Origin of the sequence: Tistrella bauzanensis, assembly GCF_014636235.1 — a bacterium.
GTDB lineage: Bacteria > Pseudomonadota > Alphaproteobacteria > Tistrellales > Tistrellaceae > Tistrella > Tistrella bauzanensis.
The window spans coordinates 47,745-56,602 of sequence record NZ_BMDZ01000037.1 but is presented as its reverse complement, the minus strand read 5'-3'; the positions used below and the strand labels follow the sequence as shown (position 1 = coordinate 56,602).

Sequence of the window (8,858 nt, the reverse complement as noted above, 5' to 3'; positions counted from 1 at the left end):
TTGAGGATTCGACACCCCGAGCCTAACGGCTCAAGGCGAGCAACGCCGCTCTCCCTTTTTCAACAATGACCGGGACATCCCCTGTTCCTGCTGCTGCAACTGACACTGCGTCAGGACGAACAGGGGCTGGCGATCGATCTGTTCGAGCAGCAGGACCTGAATGTCGACCGGTCAGGCCGGGGAAGCCGGAGCCGCTTCATCGAGAACCTGCGGAAGCATTGCGGCTCCGAGGATGGCGTCATTATCCGGGCCGGCAGTTCCACCGATGTCACCGTCGGCGATATCCGGGCCACCGTCGGGCCGGTGCGGCTGTTCAGCGTCGATGGCGGCCACACCGAAATGCTGACCGCCAACGATCTGGCGCTCGCCGCCGGGGCACTGGCCGAAGGCGGCATCGTCATTCTGGACGACCACTTCAACCCGTACTGGCCCGATGTCGCGGCGGGGCTGGGCCGGCATATTTTCGTCGACCGGTCACCGCTACGGCCATTCGCGATCACGCCGGGCAAGGTGTTCCTGTGCGCGCCCGAATGGTCCGAGACCTGGCGCGACGCGCTGATCAAGGCCTTCCCCACCGCACATGAGAAGCACAGCGAGATGTATGGGGCGCCGGTGGAGATTCTGGGCCTGGGCCGGTTCTCGCTGCGCAGCGAGGCCGACCGCCACGTCTCGCAGCTGAAGGCCTATGTGAAGACCCGGCCGGCGCTCGCCGCGTTCGCGCGCAAGGTTACTGGTCGGGAGGAATAAGGCACCGGCCGGGACAAGGCCTGAACGGGCCTGCGCGCCGTCAGCGCAGGGCCATGGTGGACGGCAGCCACAAGGCGATATCGGGCCATATCATCACCAGCCCCAGCCCCAGCACCATCAGCAGAACATAAGGCGCCACACCCCGGATGATCTCACCCATCGGCACATGGGTGATCGCCTTGATGGTGAACAGGTTCATACCCACCGGCGGCGTGATCAGCGCCATTTCCAGATTGATGGTCAGCAGGATGCCGTACCAGATCGGGTTGATGCCCAGATGGGCCAGTACCGGCAGCACCACCGGCGTGGTGATCAGGATGATCGAGATCGTCTCAAGGAACATGCCGAGCAAGGCGATCAGCAGCATCATCGCGATCAGGAAGCCGGCGACGCCCACCTCCCAGTGCACCACCAGTTCCACCAGTTCCTGCGGCACGCGCATCTTGGTCAGCACATGGCCGAACACGCCCGCCGCCGCCAGGATCATGAACAGCATCGCCGAGGTGCGCGCGGCATCCATGGCCGAGGCCCAGAGATCGCGGATGCCGAAATTGCGATAGACGATCACCGACACCAGCAGCGCCGCCAGGCCGCCGGCAGCCGCCGCCTCGGTGGCGGTGAACACGCCCGCATACATGCCGCCCAGCACGAAGACCGGCAGCGACAGCGCCCAGCCCGACCGGCGCAGCGCCCGGGCCATTTCAGAGAGCGAGGCCCGTGGCGGCCGCAGCCGCTGGCCACGATCGGCGAAGGCGCACCACAGGGCGAACAGCCCGGCGATCATCACCCCCGGCAGGATGCCGGCCATGAACAGACCGCCGATCGAGGTGTCGCTGATCACGCCATACAGAACCATGGGCCCGGATGGCGGGATCAGGATGCCCAATGTGCCGCCGGCCGCGACCACGCCATAGGCCATGCGCGGGCTGTAGCCGTAATGGATCATCTGCGGGATCGCCACGGCGCCGATGGTCAGCGCGGTGGCGATGCTGGAGCCCGAGATCGCCGCGAAGATCGTGCAGGCGAACACCGTGGCGATGCCGATCCCGCCGGGCAGATGCCGGAGCAGCGTATGGGCGGTTTCGTACAGATCGTCGACCACCCTGCCGCGGATCATGATATGGGCCATCAGCGTGAACAGCGGGATCGCCACCAGCAGATAGCTGTCGAGCTGGCCGAAGACGATGTCGCCGATGCCGCCAAGGTCGCCCTGGGTCGCCAGCAGCAGGCCGCCCGCGAACAAGCCCAGCCCGGTGAACACCGGCAGGCCGGTCAGCAGCACCGCGACCACGCCGACCAGAATCAGAAGAAAGGTCATGGCAGCGGCCGCCCCCGGGCGTCGCCCGCATCATCGGGCAGGTCGACCGCATGCAGCCCCGCGGCCATCCGCGCCAGGCCCGACAGCGCGCCCAGCACCAGCAGCACGCCGCCCAATGGCACAAAGCCCTGCGGATATTCCATCGGCATCGCCAGATAACCGGTCGACAGGATGCCGATCATCCGCGAGAACGAGATCATCTCCCAGCCTTCGATGATCAGGATCACGCCGACCAGGCCCACGGCGATCAGCCCCGACACCGCCACCACATGGCCCGCGCGCGTGCCCAGCCGCTGGGTCAACAGGTCGACACCGATATGTTCGCCACGGCGCAGGGCATCTGTCGCCCCCAGCATCACCACAGCCACAAGGCCATAGCCGACCAGTTCATCCACCCAGGTGATCGGCTGGCCGGCGAAATAGCGCATCACCACCGACCAGCAGATCAGCACGAAGGATGCCAGCAGCATCGCGGCGGCGATGCCCACGGCGATGAGGGCGATCACGCGCACCACCCGGTCGAAACCGAGCAGCAGGCGGGCGAGGCCGCCCGCGACCACCGGTTCCGGTGGCGGCGGGCGGCGATCGGCGGGCATCCCCGTCGACATCCGGCGGACCTCGTCGATCAGCGTTGTGTGATGAGAACGGTCAGAGCTTGTCCACCATCTCGACCAGCTTCGGCGCGTCGGGGCTGGATGCCTTGAACGCCTCCATCACCGGCGGCAGCATCACCGCCTCGAAGGCGGCGGCCTCTTCCGGGGTCTGGACGTGGATGGTCATGCCCTTTTCCGACAGCGCCTTGATCGCCTCATCGGCGGTCGTCTCGGTCAGCGGGATAGACGCGGCCTCGGCGGCCTTGGCGGCATCGTCCACCGCCTTGCGCAGATCCGGCGCCAGGCCATCATGCCAGGCCGGGTTGACGTAGAGATGGAAATAGACGCTGAAGAACGGCGAGACCGTGCCGTATTTCTGCACCTCATAGAACCGGCGGCTATAGGCCGCCGACACGTCGGTCAGCCCGGCATCGATCACCCCGGTCTGCAGCGCCTGATAGACTTCCGAGCCGGGCATCGCCGCCGGTGCCGCACCGGCCGCGATCAGCCCTTCATCGACCAGCTTGTTCAGGCCGCGGATCTTGATGCCCTTGAAGTCATCGATCGCGAGCAACGGCTTAGCTGCCGAGGTAAAGATCGACTGACGCGTGGTATAGAACCAGGCGATATTGCGGATACCCTTCTCCATCAGCTTCGATTCAAGCAGACCGGCCGCATCCGATCCCGGAAATTTCTTGATCCGGTCCAGATTGGTGAAGAAATACGGCAAGGTGACGATATTCATCTCGGGGATGGTGTTGCCCCACTGAAAATTCGTCGACACCGCCGCCTCGGCCTGCCCGCGCGCCACCGCCGGGTGGTTCTGGTTGGCCTTGAAAGCCTGTTCGGCACCGAAGATCTGAACGTCGATGCCGCCCTTCGAGCGGGTCTCGACATCGGTTGCGAACTGCTCGATCAACTGGGCGATGTGGTGCGCCGGCGGCAACTGATGGCTGATGCGCATCACCACCGGATCGGCGGCGGCGGCGCTGGTGCTGGTGCCGGGCACAGCCAGCACGGCGCAGGCGGCAAGCAGCGCGCCGGCAAGGCCGCGGCTCATCCGCGACGAGAAACGCATGGTCCTGGTCATGGCGGTCTTCCTCCCTTTGTGTCGTCTTGACCCCGGCCTCGCATGGGCCGGTTCGGTCGGTTGAAATCTCTCGTCGCCGCAGCGGGTATGCCGGCATGACCAGTCATACCCGTCACTGCTCAATCAGCCATACCAGACATACCGGTCATACCCCTTTTCCCCGCGGTAAGACCGGCATGCCTGCTCAGGCCACCTCCGGCCCGTCCAGCACGGCGAAACCGCGCACCGCGAACCCCCGGCGCTGGGTCTTCAGGGCATCCAGCAGACGATCGCGCCCATGCCGGACATGCGCCTGCACGGCCTGGGCCGCCTCGTCGCCGGCACCGCCCGTCACCAGTTCAACGATCCGCTCATGCTCCATGAAGGCGCGTTCACGACCGCCGGTGCTCCAGATCTCAAGCCAGCGGCCGCGGGCGATCCGGGTCATCACATCGTCGATCGCCCGCACGAAGAACGCATTGCCCGACAGCCGCGCCAGTTCGACATGAAAGGCGATGCCGATGTCGAACCATTCATCGCTGGAGGTATCGCGCACCTCCGGCAGGATCAGCGGCTCGATGCCCGACAGATCGAGCGCATCGGCCCGCGCCGCCGCCAGCCGGACCACCGTCATCTCGATGGTCTCGCGGAACACATAGGCCTGTTCGATCTCGCCGATATCGATCGGGGTCACGATATAGCCGCGGCCTTGGCGCTGAACCAGCCCCTCCCCCTCAAGCCGGACCAGGGCCGAGCGCACCGGCGTGCGCGAGGCCGCCAGACGGCCTTCCAGCCAGCGTTCCGAAATCGCTTCGCCCGGGCGCAGTTCGACACCCAGAATGGCATCGCGCAGCGCCTGATAGACCGATTGGGTCTGGGTCAGAGTGGTGGTGCGGTCGCGGGTGGCGGTCATCGGGTCCATGTTCGCTTGGGGGACGTCGCCTGACAGTGGTATACCATGAGCCGGTTGCGCAAGGGAATTCGCCGCGGACACGCCCGCCTAGCGCCGCCGACACGAAACCGGCCGGGAGATGTGAAGATGCGGACCATCGGGGACAGGCAGTTGCGTGCAGCCGCCGCGGCACTTCTGGAAGCGGCCGGCAGCGCGCCCGCCGAGGCAGCGATTGTGGCCGATCATCTGGTCGGCGCCAATCTGGCCGGCCATGACAGCCATGGCGTGGGCATGATCCCGCGCTATGTGGAAAACGCCGCCGCCGGCCTGCTGCACCCCAACCGCACCGGCGACATCGTCACCGACAGCGGCAGCCTGCTGGTGGTGGATGGCGGCGCCGGCTATGGCCAGGTGATCACGCGCGACGCCACCGATCTGGCCATCGCCCGCGCCTCGGAAACCGGCGCCGCGATTCTGGCGGTGCGCAACTGCCACCATATGGGCCGGATCGGCAGCTATGGCGAACAGGTCGCCGCCGCCGGCCAGGTGGGGCTGATGTTCGTGAACGTCACCGGCGCCCGGCCGCTGGTGGCCCCGCATCTGGGCTTCGATGCCCGTTTCGCCACCAACCCGATCTGCCTGAGCTTCCCGGGCCGGGGCGGTCAGCCGCCGGTGATCTTCGATGCCGCGACCAGCGCCGTGGCCGTGGGCAAATGCCGGGTGGCGATGAACAAGGGCGACCCGATGGCCGCGGGGCTGCTGATCGACCCTGACGGCCGGCCCACCACCGACCCGTCGGTGATGTTCGCCGACCCGCAGGGCGCGCTGCTGCCGGCCGGCGGCCACAAGGGTTACGGGCTGGCACTGTTCTGCGAATTGCTGGCCGGCGCCCTGACCGGCGCCGGCACGGTCCAGCCGGGCAATCCACGATCGGACGCGATCATCAACAGCATGCTGGCGATCGTCATCGCCCCCGGCCGTCTGGTCGATGCCGGCTGGCTGGCGGCCGAAACCGTGGCCCTGCTGGACTATATGCGCACCGCCCGCAGCCATCCCGGCGCACCGGTGCTGATCCCGGGCGAGCCTGAGATCGCGGCCCGCGCCAACCGCGGCCGCGACGGCATCCCCATCGACGACACCACGCTGGGCCAGTTGCGGACGGCCGGCCTGTCCTCTGGCATGACCGCAGACCGCCTGGACGCGCTGGGGCTTGCTGCCGCCGCCTGAGCCGATAGGGGCCGTCAGCTATTGGCGCGATCATGCGGCCCTCCACCGCCACCCACAGCCAGAGCAGCAGCGAGGCGGCGGCCTGGAGCCTGATGGCGGCGGGCGGGGTGGCGTCATCGGGCAGACCGGCAATGCGCCGCCGCCACAGCAGATGGACCAGCAGCGCATTGCCGACCGCCAGCGCCACCAGCAGCAGCTTCAGGCGAAAACCCGGATGGGCGATCAACGGCCCGGCATCGGCCGCGAACATCATCCCGCCCGAGATCGCCATCAGCACCAGCCCCGCCGCGGCGATCGGGATCAGACGTGCGGCCAGGGCTGCCGGGGCCGGACCGCACATCAGCCCGATGAGCCGCAGATCCAGCAGGCCGATGCCGCCAAGCCGCATCACCAGCCCCAGCAGATGCACCAGATTGGCCAGGGGGTAGAGCACTGCCGATTGCACGGATCGCCTCGCCCACGGCCGATTGTTCCAGCGCCAGCGCCCAAGGCGTCAGCGCCGTAAAGATCTGGCCAACCATCGGCCCCCCTTCCGGCCTTCCGGATGTCGCGCGCCGCGTACAGGGCGTCAGCGCAGTTCCACCGTGGTGCCGCCGGCGGTGATCCGCTCGGCCCGCAATTCGGGCGAGCCGTCGCGGTGCGGATAGCCTTCCACGGTCACCTCGCGACCCTCGGCGATCATCGCCTGGGTCAATCCGCGCGTCTCCATGCGCGCGGGCGGCGCCAGAATGATCGTCCAGTCCCGGCCATCATGGACCAGCACCAGCGAGCCGTGCGGGTTGTCATAGGACGACGACACCACCGGGCCGGTGATGGTCATGGGATTGTCGCTGTCGTACCGGCTCCAGCCGTGATGGGCGAGGGCGGCAACAGGCAGGCTGATGATCAGGGCCGCGGCGGCGGAAGTCGCGATGCGCATGGTCCTGTCTTTCAGATGGTTCATGGTCTGGATGATGCCGGGATCAGAATGATGTTGGGCGATGCCCGCACGAGAAAAAGGCTCCATTGCGTCCATGGCACGAAACCCCGGCGATCCTTCCGGGTTGGCCATCCTGCGGGCCCGGCCCCATGCGGAACCGGCCCCATGCGGAACCGCCCCCCTGCGGGACCGGGCCTTCTGGCGGATCATGGAGCAACACAGAGGGATCAGATGGTTGAACGGACCAACGGCTTCCATCAGCATGGCAAAGGCCGGGCGGAGGCGACCCGCCGACGCTATTTCGCGATCCATGTCGCGGTCCAGGCCCTGTGTGCGCTGTTGTTCGTGACCGGCGGCATCCTGACCCTGATGCGCGACGCCACCTCCGCCGCAAGCTGGGTCTATCTGGCGGGCAGCCTGGCCTTCACGACAGGCCCGATCATCCGCCTGCTGCATGAACGCGCCCACCGACGTTTCCAGAAGCTGCCCATGACCCCCGACCGGATACAGGCGATGCGCCACCCGATGGTCCGCTCACGCCGCCAGGGAACCGCCAGCGGCCTGACCGGCGGCAAGGCCCGCGTGTCAGGCGGCCATGACACACGCTGATGCCACATATGACAAAACCCCCTGGTTTCCCAGGGGGTTTTGATGGTGGGCGCGACAAGGTTTGAACTTGTGACCCCTACGATGTCAACGTAGTGCTCTACCGCTGAGCTACGCGCCCTTGTCCGCATCCGACCCGCTGCCTGCATGTGCTGCCTGCCCGGCTCTGATGTGGGCGTTGATATAGCGCAGGCCATCCGGTCACGCAAGCATGGAAATGCGCCGATGATGCCTGAATGTCATCTCCAGCCATCCGGCACCCGCCTCCCCGGCCATCCGGCACCCGACCCGTTTCTCCGCCGCCCGCCGCCATGCGCCGGGCACATGGCCGGTTTCCGGTCGCCAGCCCCATGGTTTTCGGCCCATGATGATGACAGGGGCGCCGGAATGCCGTATTCATGTGCCCCTGGATCGGTGCGGCACTTCGGATGGGACCGGATGGCTTTGCACCGGCGGCAGATCGGGGGATACGCCTGACCGATGGCCGACATCGCCTTCGACATGGAAGACCGCGTGGACGCGGTCGCGGCGGCAGCCGCCATCTACGGGATCGACGACCTCGTCGACCCCGCCGTCGAGGTATTGCGCCCGGCCCATCCGCGCCTGCCCTTCGTCTTTGCCTCGCCCCATTCCGGTGACTGCTATCCGGAAGGGTTCCGCGATGCATCAAGGCTCGGCCCGCTGACCCTGCGCAATTCGGAAGATGCCTTTGTCGACGGGCTGTATGGTGCCGCCCCGGCACTGGGCGCGCCGCTGCTGCGCGCCCGGTTTCCGCGCGCCTATGTCGACGTAAACCGCGAGGCCTATGAGATCGACCCGCAGATGTTCGCGGATGGCGTGCCAAGCTTCGTGAACGCCAATTCCCGCCGCGTGCTCGGCGGGCTCGGCACCATTGCCCGGGTCGTGACCAACGGGCTGGAAATCTATGCCCGCAAGCTGCTCTGGGCCGAAGCGGAACTGCGGATCGCGCGCTATTACTTTCCCTATCATGCGGCGCTGAAGGCGACCATCGACGAGGTCCGCAGCCGGTTCGGCGGCGTGCTGCTGGTCGACTGCCATTCCATGCCCTCGGTCGGCGGACCGATGGACCACGACCCTGGCGCGCCGCGGGTGGATTTCGTGCTGGGCGACCGCTTCGGCGCCGCCTGTGCGCCGCGGGTGATCGACACCGCCCAGATCACGCTTGAGCGGATGGGCTATAACGTCGCCCGCAACCGCCCCTATGCCGGCGGCTTCGTGACCGAACATTACGGCCGGCCGATCGCCGGCGTGCATGCCCTGCAGATCGAGATCAACCGCGCTTTGTATATGGACGAGGCGCGGCTTCGCCCGCTGCCGGGCTTCGAGGCCGTGGCGGCCGATATCGCCCGGCTGATCGACACGATGGGACGGGATACGGCGCTGCTGGCCGCCATCGGCGTGGAACGACGAGGCTGACCGCCGCGGCACGCCGGCCTCTGCCGCCGTCCCGGCACCCCGGCATCCGC

9 protein-coding genes and 1 tRNA gene are annotated in these 8,858 nt (G+C 67.2%); 4 read left to right on the top strand and 6 right to left on the bottom strand.

What is annotated here, in order from left to right:
- The first annotated feature begins 81 nt into the window (after nt 1-81).
- Entirely contained in the window at nt 82-747 is a 666-nt protein-coding gene (locus IEW15_RS15445; RefSeq protein WP_306432628.1) for a class I SAM-dependent methyltransferase, read from the top strand.
- 40 nt (nt 748-787) lie between these two features.
- On the opposite strand, the gene IEW15_RS15440 is transcribed toward IEW15_RS15445, so the two are convergent.
- The 4 genes from IEW15_RS15440 to IEW15_RS15425 form a co-directional block, all read right to left on the bottom strand.
- On the bottom strand, nt 788-2,065 hold the full coding sequence (locus IEW15_RS15440) for a TRAP transporter large permease (RefSeq protein WP_188579508.1): 1,278 nt from the start codon (nt 2,063-2,065) through the stop codon (nt 788-790).
- Nucleotides 2,062-2,661, bottom strand: a complete 600-nt coding sequence (locus IEW15_RS15435; protein ID WP_188579506.1) for a TRAP transporter small permease — start codon at nt 2,659-2,661, stop codon at nt 2,062-2,064. Before IEW15_RS15435 ends, IEW15_RS15440 begins: the two co-directional genes overlap by 4 nt.
- A gap of 52 nt (nt 2,662-2,713) precedes the next feature.
- Nucleotides 2,714-3,748 (bottom strand): TRAP transporter substrate-binding protein DctP, encoded by a 1,035-nt coding sequence (gene dctP, locus IEW15_RS15430; protein ID WP_229708149.1) that lies wholly within the window; start codon nt 3,746-3,748, stop codon nt 2,714-2,716.
- A 184-nt stretch (nt 3,749-3,932) separates the two neighbouring features.
- Nucleotides 3,933-4,640: a GntR family transcriptional regulator gene (locus IEW15_RS15425; RefSeq protein ID WP_188579504.1), complete on the bottom strand. Its 708-nt coding sequence runs from the start codon at nt 4,638-4,640 to the stop codon at nt 3,933-3,935.
- 126 nt (nt 4,641-4,766) lie between these two features.
- Here IEW15_RS15425 and IEW15_RS15420 point away from each other — a divergent pair, with 126 nt between their 5' ends.
- Nucleotides 4,767-5,846, top strand: coding sequence for a malate/lactate/ureidoglycolate dehydrogenase (locus tag IEW15_RS15420; protein ID WP_188579502.1), 1,080 nt, complete (start codon nt 4,767-4,769; stop codon nt 5,844-5,846).
- 568 nt (nt 5,847-6,414) lie between these two features.
- Here IEW15_RS15420 and IEW15_RS15415 read toward each other — a convergent pair.
- Nucleotides 6,415-6,765 carry a DUF6152 family protein gene (locus IEW15_RS15415; RefSeq protein ID WP_188579499.1) on the bottom strand — a complete coding sequence of 117 codons (351 nt, stop codon included), beginning with the start codon at nt 6,763-6,765 and terminating at the stop codon, nt 6,415-6,417.
- Nucleotides 6,766-6,996: 231 nt separating this feature from the next.
- Here IEW15_RS15415 and IEW15_RS15410 point away from each other — a divergent pair, with 231 nt between their 5' ends.
- Entirely contained in the window at nt 6,997-7,374 is a 378-nt protein-coding gene (locus tag IEW15_RS15410) for a YrhK family protein (RefSeq protein ID WP_188579498.1), read from the top strand.
- A gap of 43 nt (nt 7,375-7,417) precedes the next feature.
- Here the strand turns inward: IEW15_RS15410 and IEW15_RS15405 are convergent.
- A tRNA-Val gene (locus IEW15_RS15405) sits at nt 7,418-7,492 on the bottom strand.
- 359 nt (nt 7,493-7,851) lie between these two features.
- Here IEW15_RS15405 and IEW15_RS15400 point away from each other — a divergent pair.
- The gene (locus IEW15_RS15400) at nt 7,852-8,808 is read left to right on the top strand and encodes an N-formylglutamate amidohydrolase (protein WP_188579495.1); all 957 of its coding nucleotides are present in this window, start codon (nt 7,852-7,854) and stop codon (nt 8,806-8,808) included.
- The last annotated feature ends 50 nt before the right edge of the window (nt 8,809-8,858 follow it).

What these genes read in the sequence shown, in the direction of transcription:
- IEW15_RS15420 (WP_188579502.1), top strand. Translation starts at nt 4,767, where the DNA reads ATGCGGACCATCGGGGACAGGCAGTTGCGTGCAGCCGCCGCGGCACTT.
- IEW15_RS15410 (WP_188579498.1), top strand. Translation starts at nt 6,997, where the DNA reads ATGGTTGAACGGACCAACGGCTTCCATCAGCATGGCAAAGGCCGGGCG.
- IEW15_RS15415 (WP_188579499.1), bottom strand. Translation starts at nt 6,765, where the DNA reads ATGCGCATCGCGACTTCCGCCGCCGCGGCCCTGATCATCAGCCTGCCT.
- IEW15_RS15440 (WP_188579508.1), bottom strand. Translation starts at nt 2,065, where the DNA reads ATGACCTTTCTTCTGATTCTGGTCGGCGTGGTCGCGGTGCTGCTGACC.
- dctP (WP_229708149.1), bottom strand. Translation starts at nt 3,748, where the DNA reads ATGACCAGGACCATGCGTTTCTCGTCGCGGATGAGCCGCGGCCTTGCC.
- IEW15_RS15400 (WP_188579495.1), top strand. Translation starts at nt 7,852, where the DNA reads ATGGCCGACATCGCCTTCGACATGGAAGACCGCGTGGACGCGGTCGCG.
- IEW15_RS15425 (WP_188579504.1), bottom strand. Translation starts at nt 4,640, where the DNA reads ATGACCGCCACCCGCGACCGCACCACCACTCTGACCCAGACCCAATCG.
- IEW15_RS15435 (WP_188579506.1), bottom strand. Translation starts at nt 2,661, where the DNA reads ATGCCCGCCGATCGCCGCCCGCCGCCACCGGAACCGGTGGTCGCGGGC.